This window comes from Bradyrhizobium sp. 18BD (genome assembly GCF_054185225.1).
Genome location: NZ_JAVAYL010000003.1, coordinates 125670 through 138056, shown reverse-complemented (window position 1 = coordinate 138056; position 12387 = coordinate 125670). Strand labels below are relative to the sequence as shown.

13 protein-coding genes are annotated in these 12387 nt (G+C 64.7%); 9 read left to right on the top strand and 4 right to left on the bottom strand.

Features of this window, described 5'->3' with window-relative positions; all coding sequences use genetic code 11:
* Positions 1 to 106: 106 nt before the first annotated feature.
* Both purM and purN read left to right on the top strand, forming a co-directional pair.
* Complete coding sequence (gene purM / locus RAD16_RS06725; protein WP_458157095.1) at positions 107 to 1180, top strand: phosphoribosylformylglycinamidine cyclo-ligase; 1074 nt, start codon at positions 107 to 109, stop codon at positions 1178 to 1180.
* Positions 1180 to 1833: a phosphoribosylglycinamide formyltransferase gene (gene purN / locus RAD16_RS06720; RefSeq protein WP_458157094.1), complete on the top strand. Its 654-nt coding sequence runs from the start codon at positions 1180 to 1182 to the stop codon at positions 1831 to 1833. Before purM ends, purN begins: the two co-directional genes overlap by 1 nt.
* A 90-nt stretch (positions 1834 to 1923) precedes the next feature.
* On the opposite strand, the gene RAD16_RS06715 is transcribed toward purN, so the two are convergent.
* Positions 1924 to 2130, bottom strand: a complete 207-nt coding sequence (locus RAD16_RS06715; RefSeq protein ID WP_008129967.1) for a cold-shock protein — start codon at positions 2128 to 2130, stop codon at positions 1924 to 1926.
* Between the two features lie 374 nt (positions 2131 to 2504).
* On the opposite strand from RAD16_RS06715, the gene RAD16_RS06710 reads away from it, so the two are divergent.
* Entirely contained in the window at positions 2505 to 3713 is a 1209-nt protein-coding gene (locus RAD16_RS06710; protein WP_458157093.1) for an autotransporter outer membrane beta-barrel domain-containing protein, read from the top strand.
* A 116-nt stretch (positions 3714 to 3829) separates the two neighbouring features.
* Here the strand turns inward: RAD16_RS06710 and RAD16_RS06705 are convergent, their stop codons facing one another.
* Positions 3830 to 4870: a LysR family transcriptional regulator gene (locus tag RAD16_RS06705; RefSeq protein ID WP_458157092.1), complete on the bottom strand. Its 1041-nt coding sequence runs from the start codon at positions 4868 to 4870 to the stop codon at positions 3830 to 3832.
* A gap of 77 nt (positions 4871 to 4947) precedes the next feature.
* Here RAD16_RS06705 and RAD16_RS06700 point away from each other — a divergent pair, with 77 nt between their 5' ends.
* The 5 genes from RAD16_RS06700 (at position 4948) to RAD16_RS06680 (ending at position 8527) form a co-directional block, all read left to right on the top strand.
* Positions 4948 to 5559 (top strand): hypothetical protein, encoded by a 612-nt coding sequence (locus tag RAD16_RS06700; RefSeq protein ID WP_458157091.1) that lies wholly within the window; start codon positions 4948 to 4950, stop codon positions 5557 to 5559.
* Positions 5546 to 6166 (top strand): GNAT family N-acetyltransferase, encoded by a 621-nt coding sequence (locus RAD16_RS06695; protein ID WP_458157090.1) that lies wholly within the window; start codon positions 5546 to 5548, stop codon positions 6164 to 6166. The genes RAD16_RS06700 and RAD16_RS06695 overlap by 14 nt, the downstream gene beginning before the upstream one ends.
* Before the next feature lie 25 nt (positions 6167 to 6191).
* Positions 6192 to 6758, top strand: a complete 567-nt coding sequence (locus RAD16_RS06690) for an isochorismatase family protein (protein WP_458157089.1) — start codon at positions 6192 to 6194, stop codon at positions 6756 to 6758.
* Between the two features lie 30 nt (positions 6759 to 6788).
* Positions 6789 to 6959: a hypothetical protein gene (locus RAD16_RS06685; RefSeq protein ID WP_458157088.1), complete on the top strand. Its 171-nt coding sequence runs from the start codon at positions 6789 to 6791 to the stop codon at positions 6957 to 6959.
* Between the two features lie 185 nt (positions 6960 to 7144).
* Complete coding sequence (locus RAD16_RS06680) at positions 7145 to 8527, top strand: aspartate aminotransferase family protein (RefSeq protein ID WP_458157087.1); 1383 nt, start codon at positions 7145 to 7147, stop codon at positions 8525 to 8527.
* Positions 8528 to 8822: 295 nt separating this feature from the next.
* Here the strand turns inward: RAD16_RS06680 and rnd are convergent, their stop codons facing one another.
* Together rnd and RAD16_RS06670 are read right to left on the bottom strand one after the other, a co-directional pair.
* On the bottom strand, positions 8823 to 9971 hold the full coding sequence (gene rnd / locus RAD16_RS06675; RefSeq protein WP_458157086.1) for a ribonuclease D: 1149 nt from the start codon (positions 9969 to 9971) through the stop codon (positions 8823 to 8825).
* Positions 9972 to 10324: 353 nt separating this feature from the next.
* Positions 10325 to 11224 carry a LysR family transcriptional regulator gene (locus tag RAD16_RS06670; RefSeq protein WP_458157085.1) on the bottom strand — a complete coding sequence of 300 codons (900 nt, stop codon included), beginning with the start codon at positions 11222 to 11224 and terminating at the stop codon, positions 10325 to 10327.
* 104 nt (positions 11225 to 11328) lie between these two features.
* On the opposite strand from RAD16_RS06670, the gene RAD16_RS06665 reads away from it, so the two are divergent.
* Positions 11329 to 12318, top strand: coding sequence for a zinc-dependent alcohol dehydrogenase family protein (locus RAD16_RS06665; protein ID WP_458157084.1), 990 nt, complete (start codon positions 11329 to 11331; stop codon positions 12316 to 12318).
* Positions 12319 to 12387: the final 69 nt, after the last annotated feature.

Here is a 12387-nt window from a genome sequence, read left to right as displayed (position 1 = left end):
CTGAACCGGTTGATATCTCTACATAGTATAGGGCGGGGCGCCACGCTTGCCATTGCGCGTCCCCGGAATTCGACGTAACCAGCCGCAAACCCACTGGAAATCGGGCATGACCGACCGCAAAAACGGCCTCACTTACGCCGATTCAGGCGTCGATATCGACGCGGGCAACCGCCTTGTCGACCTGATCAAGCCGATGGTGCGCGCCACCGCGCGCCCCGGCGCCGACGCCGAGATCGGCGGCTTCGGCGGCCTGTTCGACCTCAAGGCGGCCGGCTTCAAGGACCCGGTCCTGGTTGCCGCCACCGACGGTGTCGGAACCAAGGTCAAGATCGCGATCGAGACCGGCCTGCACGGCGGGATCGGCATCGACCTCGTCGCCATGAGCGTCAACGACCTCGTGGTGCAGGGCGCCGAGCCGCTGTTCTTCCTGGACTATTTCGCCTGCGGCAAGCTCGATCCGGAGGCCACGGCCTCGATCGTCGCCGGTGTCGCCGAGGGCTGCCGCGAATCCGGCTGCGCCCTGATCGGCGGCGAGACCGCCGAAATGCCCGGCCTCTACAAGGACGGCGATTACGACCTCGGGGGGTTTGCCGTCGGTGCCGCCGAGCGCGGCACGCTGCTGCCGCGCAAGGACATCGCGGCGGGCGATGCCGTGATCGGCCTTGCCTCGTCAGGCGTGCACTCCAACGGCTTCTCACTGGTGCGCAAGATCGTCGAGCAGTCCGGCCTCGGCTTCGAGGCGCCGGCGCCGTTCGCCCCGGTCATGACGCTCGGCGGGGCGCTGCTGACCCCGACGCGGCTCTACGTCAAATCCTGCCTGCGCGCGATCCGTGAGACCGGTGCGGTGAAGGGGCTCGCCCATATCACCGGCGGTGGCTTCACCGACAACATTCCGCGCGTGTTGCCTGCACATCTTGGCGTCGGCATCGATCTGGCACGCCTGCCGGTGCTGTCGGTGTTCAAATGGCTGGCCGCGCAAGCCGGCATCGCCGAGCTCGAAATGCTGCGCACCTTCAACTGCGGCATCGGCATGATCGCGATCGTCGAGCCCGAGAAGGTCGACGAGGTCGTGCGGGTCTTCACCGATGCCGGCGAGACCGTGGCGCAGCTCGGCACCGTGATCCCGGCCGAGGGCGAGCACCGCGTCGTCTATAACGGTCACCTCGATCTGGCGCTGTGATGAAGCGACGCGTCGCCATCCTGATCTCCGGCCGCGGCTCCAACATGGCCGCGCTGATCAAGGCTGCCGCTGCCGCGGACTTCCCGGCCGAGATCTCGCTCGTCATCTCGAACAAGGCCGATGCGCTCGGGCTCGAACGGGCCAGGGCGAGCGGCGTGAACACGCTGGTGATCGAGAGCAAGCCGTTCGGCAAGGACCGCGCCGGTTTCGAGAAAGTGCTGCAGGCGGCCCTCGATCAGTACGGCATCGAGCTGATTTGTCTGGGCGGCTTCATGCGCCTGTTCACGGCCGAGTTCACCAGGGCCTGGTACGGGCGGATGCTCAACATCCATCCTTCGCTGCTGCCGTCGTTCCCCGGCCTCGACCCGCACGGCCAGGCCTTGCGCGCTGGCGTCAAACTGTCTGGCGCGACGGTTCACTTCGTGATCCCCGAGACCGATGCCGGCCCGATCGTGATGCAGGGCGCCGTGCCGGTCGGCGACCACGACACGGTGGATAGCCTGTCCGAGCGCATCCTCGAGGTCGAGCACCGCATCTATCCCGCAGCGCTGAGCCTGCTTGCGACCGGCAAGGTCAAGATCGAGGGCGACGTCTGCAAGACGGCGGGAAGCTCCGCGTCGGAGAATTTTTTGGTTGCGCCGGTGGTGAGCTGAGGCGCGGCTCTCGTTTCGTCGTCCCAAACAAAATCCCCCGGCAGAGCCGGGGGCAACGTCATGATCTCTCGCGCTGAGCTTTGAGAGAAATCAGGAGACCTTGAGGTTCTCCGCGGACGATTTGCCGCGGTTCTCCACGAGGTCGTATTCAACCACCTGGTTCTCATTGAGGGTCGAGAGTCCGGCGCGCTCGACGGCCGAGATATGGACGAAGACGTCCTTATCGCTGCCGTTCGGCTTGATGAACCCGTAACCCTTGGTGGGGTTGAACCATTTGACGGTGCCCTTTTGTGGCATCGTTAGTCTCCTCCGCTAGATACTAAAAAGACGCGGCCGCTATTTCGCGTGCCACGCCACAAACGGGCTTCCGGAAGTCTGTTCGAGTCTCATCATCGCGAAACGCACAGCCGCACGGCCAATTCCGATTGTGGCCAATATTGCAACATGAAAACCGGCCGTTAGCAAGCAGAGCGCCAATTTCAAGACCGGACCGGGCGCGGTCGCCTGCAATTTCCGACCTGTGGCAGAGGAACCACAATCGAGCGCAATGCCCTGAGGATGGCGCGCCAAACGGTTGACCCTCCGTGGCAGTTCGGCACAAATCGCACAGCGTGCGTCGCAGCTCGTGTTGCATTTTTGCGCGCAGTCACTTTGCTTTGGGATTAGTCGTCATGCGCTGCGCCTCGCAGCTCTCCGGGACACGGCAGACGATCGGGCTGGACCGCGTCCGCCGGATCGCGACGGCCATGATGATGGTGTGCGTATTCGCCGTGATGATGTCGGCGACACCAGTCCTGGCGCAAACGCCAACGCCGACCCCAACGCCAACGCCCACCCCAACTCCGACCCCAACGCCCACGCCGTCACCGACTCCAACGCCCACCCCCACGCCCACGCCGTCGCCGACCCCAACCTCGACCTCGATCAATTACGACCAGTCGATCGGCAGCACCTCGCTCAATCTCGGCTCGAACTTTCTGGAGCGGCTGGGCAACCAGGCATCTAGCGGCGTCAACCGCGCATTCCGCACCAATCCCGGCGGGGGCGGGGCGTCCGCGACTACGGAAGACCCGCGCTACCGCACCTGGTTCGAAGGCTACGGCATCTCGGTGCGGACAGATCCGCAAGGAGACTTCGTCGGCGACAAGCGCAAGACGTTTGGTGGCGTTGCCGGCTTCGGCGCGCGGGTCGCGCCTGGCGTCAATCTCGGCTTCTCGGTCGACCAGAGCCACACCGATGTCGACGTGCCGCTGGCGCTGCAATCGGCGACGATGGACCTGACGCAGATCGGCTTCAACGGCTCGGTCGACAAGGGCCCCTGGACCTGGGCCTTCGCATTGGTGCACGGTTTCGGAAAAGTCCATTCCAGCCGGGATACCGGCTTCGGCCTGGCCACCGCGGGCTATCGCGCCTCCGTCGACGGCGCGCTGACCGAGATCAGCTATTACTGGACCAAGGACCAGATGCGCGTCGTGCCCAAAGGCGCGCTCGAATATGTGCGTGCGACCAGCGCAGCGTTCCAGGAATCCGGCGGGCTCGATCCGCTCAATGTCGGCTCGACCGTGCTCTCGCGTGCGCGCGTGATGATCGGCGCGGAGATCGGCCGCTATTTCATCTTCGACCAGAAGATCCTGGACCTGTCGGCCTACGGCAAGTTCGTCGACAATTTCCACCAGGATTTGGGATCGGTGCAGGTCAGCCTCGGGACCCAGAGCATCGTCGTGCCCGGGATCGGCGAGAGCCGCTACGGCATGGATGCCGGCGCCTCGGCCTCGCTCAGCCTGACCAACACCGCGCGGCTCTACATCAATTATGACGGCAAGTTCCGCAACGAGCTGACCTCGCACCAGGGCACGCTCGGTTTCGAATATCGATGGTAAGCTGAGCTCGCTCTATCTCGTCGCGCGTCAGGTTGTTGTCTGAGCATGATCTCCGCGCAAACGCGTTCCGCGTTTGTCGCGAGGGAAAACCGCTGCGCACTTTTCCGGATCATGCTCTAGGTCGGCGTCGCCGCGACGTAACCCGCCAATCCAAATCCCTCGCGTGCGGACGTCATCATCGGCACCAGCGCATTCGGATGGATGAACTCGTCGCGGAAGCAGGGATAGGTCTTGGGATCGAAGATCTTCTTCAGCCAGTCAACCACGATCTTGTGGCGCTCGGAGCCGCGAAACTCGCTGTGATAGGTGAGCCAGAGATCGGCATGGTGGCTGACACCGAGATCGACCGCAACGAGCGGGGCGCCGAGCGCGATCGACACGGTCGGCAGGAAGCCGATGCCGGCGCCGCGCTCCACCGCATAGAGCACGCCGACCGAGGAGTTGGTCTTGATCCCGACGATGCCCTCGAGCGATTTCAGCCCGAGCACGCGGGCGTAGGCGCTGTCGTCGACCTGCGGCGCGCTCTGCTTGATGATGCGGTGGTTCTGCAGATCCGCGAGCGAATTCGGCAGGCCGTAGAGATTTTCGTACTCCTTGGAGACGAAGGGATAGATGTGCAGGCGGCCGAGCTTTGCGACGATCAAATCAGGATTGGTCGGCGGCTCGAGCTGGATCGCGATATCAGACTCCAGACGCGCGACGTCGGACTGCTCCATCGCGCAGCGCAGGTCGACCGTGATCTTGCGATAGGTCTTCTGGAAATCGATCAGCCGCGGCAGGATCCAGAAATTGCCGGGGCCTTCCGTCACCGCGACGCGCACGGTGCCCGACGTGTCGTTCGACACGCGCGAGGCGCGGCGGAAGACGTTGAAGGCATGACGCTCCATATGCGCAACGTCGGCGATCATCGCGGTGCCTTCATCGCTGAGCGTGAGTCCGCTTTGGTCGCGCAGGAACAGCTTGCAGCCGATGCTCTCTTCGAGCCGGTCGATCCTGCGCATCAACGTGGTGGAGGTGAGCCCGAGCTCTTCGGCGGCGTTGCGGAAACTTTTATATTTTGCGCACGCTAAAAACAGCTTCAAATCGTCCCAGGACGCGCCCAGGGCTTCCTCACGGTGCTGCATCATCGCAGCACCCCGGTGCAATAACTGCTGCATACTCCAGATCCCCAACCGCTAAGCTCATCCTCATAGCGGGGTACGAAAGCCGCGAACGATAGAGGGGCGAGTAGAGTATGGAAAGGGGCTCGTTTGCCGCAAGACATGATTTCGACGCGTTGCCGCTCAGCCCGGACGTCGATGTCCGCTGCGCGCAATTTTCCGAAATTGCGGTTCTTTCCGAAATGGCGCGGCGGCTGGTGCCGGGGGTGCAGATCGGAGCGGCCGATCTGGCGAGATATTATGCACTCGATCCCGAGAGCATCCTGACCTTCAGCCGGAAGGGCCATCTGGTCGGCGGCATGGCGTTCCTGTTTCTCAACGAGCACGGCCACGACGCGCTGCTGCTCGACGAGATCTGCCTGACGGCCCCGGAGGTGCGCTATCTCGCCTTGGCCGACGAGGACGTCTCCGCAATCTACATCTGGGCGATCGCGGCGACGGGGCGCGGGATCGCCGGTCTCGGCAAGGCCTCGGCGCATCTACGTCAGGTAAGGTTTCGTAACGCGGATTGCTATGCGCAGCCGTCAACCGTGGCCGGACGCGAGATCATGAAGGCGACGGGCTTCGCGCCCATCGCGAGCTTCCAGCCCGACCTCTGGTGTTACGAGCGGCCCTGGCATCGGCAGCCGCTGCGAATGCCCGGCGCGATCATCCAAGCAAGGAGTTTTGCAGATGCACGGCACTAGGATTCCTCTCGCCAAGCCCGACTCCCGCGCCATCACCATCCGCCTCGCGCGCGATCCCAGCGATCTCATGCTGGTCACCGCCATCCGCTCGGCCGTGTATCTCGCCGAGCAGGATTGTCCGTTCGAGGAGGAGTTCGACGGCAACGACATGGTCGCTGCCCATTTCATCGGCTATGTCGGCAACGAGCCCGCGGGCTGCCTGCGGGTGCGCTTCTTCGGCGATTTCGCCAAGGTGGAGCGGCTCGCGGTGCGGCACCAGTACCGGCGCTCGCGCGTGTCGTTCAAGCTGGTCCAGGCCAGCGTCGACTATGTGAAGCGCAAGGGCTTTCGCAAGATCTACGGCCAGGCGCAGGACCGGCTGGTGGATTTCTGGGCCCATTTCGGCGCCAAGCCGCTCGGTCACAACCGCAAGATCACCTTCTCGGATTTCTCCTACACGGAGATGCTGCTGGAGATCGAGCCGGGGCCGGACGCCATCACGCTCGACAGCGATCCCTATGTGATCATCCGTCCCGAGGGCGATTGGGACCGGCCCGGCGTGCTCGACGCATCGGCGGGGCGGGCGGTGACCTCGCCGCTGCGGGACCTCGCACTCTCCGACCGCTGAAACTGGTGCAGCTCTGCGCAAGACAATGCTGGCTTCCATCCACGATGACGATCCGCCGATCCTGATCTGCGCGGATCTTCAGGTCGAGTACCTCACTCCCGGGCGCCGCCACGTCATCCTCGACGGCGAGGCCGCCACCGCGCGGTGCCTGGAACTGCTCACGCTGTGGCGCACCAATCTCTGGCCGGTGATGCATCTGAAGCGCATCGCCCAGGCGGCCTGGTTCAATCCGGCATCCAGGCTGACCGATTGGATCGCGGAGGCGAAGCCGCGGCCGGGCGAAATGACCTTCGAGCACCCGCTGCCGTCGGCCTACAGTTCCGCGCGGTTCGTGGACTACATGTCCAATATCCGCAATGTGCGCTGCGTGCTGATCGGCTTTTCCCTCGACGAAACCATTCTGGCCACCGCCGTGGACGGGTTTCACCGCAGCCATCGCTACCAGATGGTTACCGATGCCGTCGCTTGCCGGCAGCCGGGCACGGGCGATGCTGCCGCCTACAAGCATGCGGTAGTGAATATCGCGGGGAATTTTGCTACAATCCTGTCCAGCGCCGAACTGATCAGAACCAGCGGCGCCGTTGCGGTATAGGTGGCCGCGATCGGCGGATGGGGTGGGACATTGTCACGGGGAGACGAGCTCAAGGAGCTGGCGAGCGATTTGTCGCGTGCCGCCGAGACGGCGCGCCGCATCGGCTTGCCCACGACGGTCTATCTGCTCTCGATGGCGCTCGTCGAGGTGCGGGAAGCCGCGCGCGTCGACGACGATGGCGATGACGACGGCGCGGCTTGAGGGCCGCCAGGTTTCCAAGCCATTTCGTTTCCAAGCCATTTCCAAGCTATTTGTGTGCGGCTTTGTGCAACGCTGCTGAGCGCTTGCTGCCGACGAATTGGCGTTGCAAGTTCTGCCTCGTCGCAATAGCCAAGGAGTGACGTTGGCCGCGCCGGCGACGTCACGACTGCAAGGATCCCAAGCAAATGTCCATCCTGCCCAATTCGCAAGAAGCCCGCGATGTGGCCTACCAGCTCCATCCCTACACCAACGCGCGCACCCATCAGCAGGCCGGTCCCCTGGTGATCGAGCGCGGCGAGGGCCCTTACGTGTTCGATGCGGCGGGCAAGCGCTATTTCGAGGCGATGGCCGGGCTGTGGAGCGTCGGCCTCGGCTTCAACGAGAAGCGGCTGGTCGAGGCCGCGCACAAGCAGATGCTGGCGCTGCCGTTCTACCATACGTTCTCCGCCAAATCGCACGGGCCCTCGATCGATCTCGCCGAGAAGCTGGTCTCGCTGGCGCCGGTGCCGATGAGCAAGGTGTTCTTCACCAATTCCGGCTCGGAAGCGAACGACACCGTCCTCAAGCTGATCGCCTATCGTTCGAATGCGCTCGGCCAGCCGCAGCGCAAGAAGATCATCAGCCGCATGCGCGCCTATCACGGCGTCACCATCGCCTCGGCGAGCCTGACTGGCCTGCCGAACAATCACCGCTCGTTCGATCTGCCGCTGCCGAACATCCTGCACACGGGCTCGCCGCATTTCTACAAGGACGGCGCGCCCGGCGAGACCGAGGAAGCCTTCGCGACGCGCCGGGCCGAGGAGCTCGACGCGCTGATCCAGAAGGAAGGGCCGGATACGATTGCCGCCTTCTTCGGCGAGCCGGTGATGGGGGCGGGCGGCGTCATCGTGCCGCCGGCGACCTATTGGGACAAGATCCAGGCGGTGCTGAAGAAGTACGACATCCTGCTGGTCGCCGACGAGGTGATCTGCGGCTTCGGCCGTACCGGCAACATGTTCGGCTGCCAGACCTATGGCATCAAGCCCGACGCGCTCGTGGTCTCCAAGCAGATCACCTCGAGCTATTTCCCGTTCTCGGCGATCCTGATGAACGACCGCATGTTCGAGCCGATCGCGGACGAGAGCAACAAGATCGGCGTGCTCGGCCACGGCTTCACCGCGGGCGGCCATCCGGTCGGCTCGGCGATCGCGCTGGAAAACCTCAAGATCATCGAGGAGCGCGGCCTGGTCGCCCACGCCGCCGAGCTCGGCGCCTACATGCAGGGCAAGCTGCGCGAGCTCACCAGCCACCCGCTGGTCGGTGAGGTCCGCGGCGTCGGCATGATCGCGGCGATCGAGCTCGTGCTCGACAAGGGGCGCAAGACGGCTGCCAGCACGCCCGGCGCCGTCGGCGGCATCGCCAGCCGCATGCTGCAGGAACGTGGCGTGATCTCCCGCAACATGCTCGACGCCATCGCCATCTGCCCGCCGCTGATCGTCACCAAGGCCCAGATCGACGATCTGGTCGCGGCGATCACGGGCGTGCTGAACGACATGAAGGCGGAAGTGGCGAAGCTGACGCCGGCGTAAGCTCTCTCCGCTCGTCATTGCGAGGAGCGCAGCGACGAAGCAATCCAGACTGCCGCTGCGGCAAGACTCTGGATTGCTTCGCTGCGCTCGCAATGACGATGTGGAAGCGGCACGGCCCAATCAATTCCCGTCACCCTGAGGCGGCCGCGAAGCGGCCCTCGAAGGGCGACGGCCCGGCTGGCGGCCGTGGGGCGTCTATCCTTCGAGGCTCCCCGTGCGATGCTTTGCATCGCACGGCTCGCGCCTCAGGATGACGGTCTTACAATTTGACGCGTTGGCAACTGGTTGTTAGCGCTTAAGCCCGCTGAACCCCGACCACGCGACCTTTCTCGATCGCGAGTGCCAGCTCGCCGCGCTTCAGCTTCAACGCAGCATCGCCGAACAGCTCGCGGCGCCAGCCGCGCAAAGCGGGGACGTCGGCCTCGTCGTCGGCTGCGATCTCCTCGAGATCGTCGACGGTCGCGATCACCTTGCTGGCGACCGCGTGGCGCTCCGCGGTCATGCGCAGCAGCACCTTCAGCAGCTCGACGATCGCGGCGCCGTTGTTGTTGTTGCGCGGCTTCTCCAGCTTCGGCAGCGTCGAGAAATCCCGCGCCAGGCCGCGCTCGACCGCGGCGACGATGTCCGCGCCCCATTTGGACTTCTCAAAACCCTTCGGCACCGAGCGCAGATGGGCGAGCTTCTCCAGTGTGTTCGGGGCGTGCGTGGCGATGTCGCTGATGGCTTCATCGCGGAGCACGCGGCCGCGCGGCACGTCGCGGCTCTGCGCTTCCTGCTCGCGCCAGGCGGCGACCTCCATCAGGACGGCGAGGTCCTTCGGCTTGCGCACGCGCGTTTTCAGCCGCTCCCAGGCTCGCTCCGGGTGGAAGTCGTAGGTGCGGGGCGAGGTCAGGACTTCCATCTCGATGGAGACCCATTCGCTGCGGCGGCGCTTCCTAAGGTCGGCATCGAGCGCGGCGAACACGTCGCGCAAATGCGTGACGTCGGACACCGCGTAATGCATCTGCTCCTTGGTCAGCGGCCGGCGCGACCAGTCGGTGAAGCGGTGGGTCTTGTCCGGGCGGTGGCCGGTGACCTTCTCGACCAGCGCGTCATAGGCGATGCTATCGCCATAGCCGAGCACCATGGCGGCGACCTGGGTGTCGAACACCGGGTGCGGGATGATGTTGGCCTGGTGCCAGATGATTTCGATGTCCTGGCGGGCGGCGTGAAACACCTTCAGCACGCCCTCGTTGCCCATCAGCTCGAAGAACGGCTTGAGGTCGATGCCCTCGGCCAGGGCGTCGATGACGATCGCTTCCTCGGGGCTGGCCATCTGCACCACGCACAGCAGCGGGTAATAGGTGGTTTCGCGCAGGAACTCGGTATCGACGGTAATGACGGGGTGCTTGGCCAGCCGGCTGCAGGCAGCCGCGAGGTCAGCGGTGGTGGTAATCAAATCCATGAACGGCCCATGACGAGATCATCAGCCGTTCTGCCGAAAGCGCTGTGATGTCAAGGGGCTCTAAGCAAATTCGAGGCTTGCATAGGGCCGGAATCGTCCCTTTCCGCCGAAACTCCCTATTCGTAGCGGATCCGGTGCGAGGATTTGCGGGCGCAGGGCAGCGCGACCACGATCAGACACATGCCAACCAGCGCCAACCCCAGGAACTCGAAAACCAGCAGATCCACGGCGAAATCTCCAGAAACATTGATAGATTTGTCGGGGTCGCGTTGACGGTCTGTTAATTCCAATGGTTACCGGCGGCACGGCGGGCCGGATGGTGGACAGGGAGTTAATGGGGCCGGCGCTAACGGTCAGGTCATTAACTTCGGCAGGGCCGCGGCCAGGGTGTCCACGGCGGCGCGCACCTTTGGCGGCAGCCGGGGCGAGCGGGGCCACAGCGCGTGACAGTCGTAGAGGAATTCGCCCTCGTCCCTGAGGAGACCAACCAGCGCGCCGCTGTCGAGGCGTTCGCGGATCAGCCAATAGGGCAACCAGGCGAGCCCCATGCCTTGCGTGGCGGCATCGGCGATGGCTTCGAGATCGTCGAGCCTCAGCCGGCCTGATGGCATGATCTCGCGCGGAGGCCGATCGCCCAGCGGAAACAGCCACGGCCGGACGCGCCCGGAGCGGCGATAGATGATCGCCTGATGCGCGGAGATATCGTCGATCGTCTTCGGCTTGCCGTTGCCGCGCAGATATGAGCGCGCGCCGCACACTACCATGCGCTGGCTCGCGATGCGTCGCGTGATCAGGCCGGACTGGTTGTCGAGATCCCCGGTCCGGATCGCAAGATCGTAGCCGCTCTCGACGATGTCGGCGATCGGGTCGCCGAAGGAGAGGTCGAGCTCGAGATGCGGATGTTTGCGCGCCAGCTTCATCAGCAGGGGCGCGATGCAGTGCCGTCCCAGCAGCGCGGGCATGGTCACGCGCAGCCTGCCGCGCGGCTCGCGCAATTCGTCGGCAACGACGGCGTCGGCCGCTTCGGCCGCGTTGAGCACGGCGCGGCAGCGCTCGTAATAGGCTTGCCCTGCGTCGGTCAGGCTCTGGCGCCGCGTGGTGCGGTTGAGCAGGCGGGCGCCGAGGCGCTCTTCGAGGAAGCGCACATGCTTGCCGACCATCGGCCCCGACATCTCCAGGGCGTCGGCTGCGGCTGCGAACGAGCCGAGATCGACCGCCTTGACGAACACGGCCATGCTGGTCAGGCGGTCCATTGATTGAAAACTCCTGGTTTCGACTGTTCGTTTCCTTGGGCGATTTATCCGCTTCCCAGGGATCGGCATAGCTCCATTCAGTTCAATTGTTTTGGAGTGAGTCCATGGCCCGCGTCGTTCGTTTTGATCAATATGGCGGACCCGAAGTGCTGCGCATCGAGACGGTCGATGTCGAGCCGCCTGCACGGGGCGAGGTGCAGATCCGGGTCAAGGCGCTCGGCCTCAACCGCGCGGAAGCCCTGTTGCGGAGGGGGACCTATATCGAGACCGCGGTGTTTCCATCGGGTCTCGGGCTGGAGGCGGCGGGCATCGTCGAGGCGATCGGCGAGGGTGTCACCGGCTTTGCCCCGGGCGATGCCGTCAGCATCGTGCCGCCGCTCTCGATAGTGCGGTGGCCGGCCTATGCCGAGCTCGCGACGTTTCCGGCCGGACTCGTCGTGAAGCATCCGCCGGAGCTTGGCTTCGAGACGGCGGCTGCGGTCTGGATGCAATATCTGACGGCTTACGGCGCGCTGGTCGACATCGCCCGGCTCGGGCGAGGGGACATCGTCGCCATCACGGCAGCATCGAGCAGCGTGGGGCTTGCCGCCATTCAGATCGCGAACCGGATCGGCGCGATCCCGGTCGCCCTGACGCGAACCTCGGCCAAGCGGCAGGCCTTGCTCGATGCCGGTGCTGCGCACGTGGTCGCATCGGAGGAAGAGGACATCCGCGCGCGGCTGGAGGCGATCGCCGGTTCAAACGGCGTCCGTGTGGTGCTGGATGCGGTCGGCGGCCCCGCCTTCGAGCCGCTGACCGCGGCGATGTCACGAGGCGGCATCCTGATCGAATATGGCGGACTGAGCCCGGAGCCGACGCCGTTTCCGCTTCCCAACGTGTTGACCAGGAGCCTGGTCCTGCGCGGCTATCTCGTGCACGAGATCACAAGCGATCCCGCGCGCCTTGAGCGGGCCAAGGCGTTCATCCTCGATGGATTGGCGGACGGCACGTTGAAGCCGATCATCGCCAAAACGTTCCGGTTCGAGGAGATCGTCGAGGCGCATCGCTTCCTGGAGTCGAATGCGCAGTTCGGCAAGATCGTGGTGACGATCTGAGCGAGCGCCTCCAAAGGAATTCGGCGCCCCGCGTGACGGAGCGCCGATGTTGGTTAGCCGTTGCAACTG

Excerpts from the sequence above, each read along its gene's own strand:
- purM (WP_458157095.1), top strand. The coding sequence starts at position 107 with ATGACCGACCGCAAAAACGGCCTCACTTACGCCGATTCAGGCGTCGAT.
- purN (WP_458157094.1), top strand. The coding sequence starts at position 1,180 with ATGAAGCGACGCGTCGCCATCCTGATCTCCGGCCGCGGCTCCAACATG.
- RAD16_RS06715 (WP_008129967.1), bottom strand. The coding sequence starts at position 2,130 with ATGCCACAAAAGGGCACCGTCAAATGGTTCAACCCCACCAAGGGTTAC.
- RAD16_RS06710 (WP_458157093.1), top strand. The coding sequence starts at position 2,505 with ATGCGCTGCGCCTCGCAGCTCTCCGGGACACGGCAGACGATCGGGCTG.
- RAD16_RS06705 (WP_458157092.1), bottom strand. The coding sequence starts at position 4,870 with ATGCAGCAGTTATTGCACCGGGGTGCTGCGATGATGCAGCACCGTGAG.
- RAD16_RS06700 (WP_458157091.1), top strand. The coding sequence starts at position 4,948 with ATGGAAAGGGGCTCGTTTGCCGCAAGACATGATTTCGACGCGTTGCCG.
- RAD16_RS06695 (WP_458157090.1), top strand. The coding sequence starts at position 5,546 with ATGCACGGCACTAGGATTCCTCTCGCCAAGCCCGACTCCCGCGCCATC.
- RAD16_RS06690 (WP_458157089.1), top strand. The coding sequence starts at position 6,192 with ATGCTGGCTTCCATCCACGATGACGATCCGCCGATCCTGATCTGCGCG.
- RAD16_RS06680 (WP_458157087.1), top strand. The coding sequence starts at position 7,145 with ATGTCCATCCTGCCCAATTCGCAAGAAGCCCGCGATGTGGCCTACCAG.
- rnd (WP_458157086.1), bottom strand. The coding sequence starts at position 9,971 with ATGGATTTGATTACCACCACCGCTGACCTCGCGGCTGCCTGCAGCCGG.
- RAD16_RS06670 (WP_458157085.1), bottom strand. The coding sequence starts at position 11,224 with ATGGACCGCCTGACCAGCATGGCCGTGTTCGTCAAGGCGGTCGATCTC.
- RAD16_RS06665 (WP_458157084.1), top strand. The coding sequence starts at position 11,329 with ATGGCCCGCGTCGTTCGTTTTGATCAATATGGCGGACCCGAAGTGCTG.